This is a genomic window from Oleiphilus sp. HI0061 (genome assembly GCF_001635675.1).
This window is the reverse complement of the sequence record NZ_LWFE01000417.1, coordinates 1-438: the sequence shown is the minus strand read 5'-3', so window position 1 is coordinate 438 and position 438 is coordinate 1. Positions and strand designations below refer to the sequence as shown.

General features: G+C 46.3%; 1 pseudogene. It reads right to left on the bottom strand.

The features are described 5' to 3' along the window. Nucleotides 1-438, bottom strand: a pseudogene (locus tag A3735_RS30345) (hypothetical protein); the annotation flags it as partial.

Below are 438 nucleotides of genomic sequence, written 5' to 3'. Positions count from 1 at the left end.
TCAGCGCCCGTATACGATAACCACCGTCTTTCGCCTTGGTGATTTTATTAAAGCTCACCGTAGGCATTTCACCTCCCAGGCTCATATCTGAGAGCTGCCTTGTTTCCAACATCCGAACCAGGCACTCATTCAATGCAGAAAGTAGTAGCATCTCGTCACGCCCCGTTAAAACCAGGCGCAACAGGCTACCCTGCTCGTCCAATATAATTAACTGATAGGTATCGTGATGCAAAAAGAAAAAAACCTGAATATTACCAGGCATATTGTAGGGTAAAACTGCTGCAACCAGGGTCTCTCCTGGCTGAGCGTATTCATCAAAAATAATTGGGCTATAGTGACGCTGCCCCTGCTTTAAGGCTTTGTAGAGCTCCACCTCATTTGCATAGGAAAAATACCTGAACTGCTCATCAACATACTGAACCACATAGTGACGCCCGC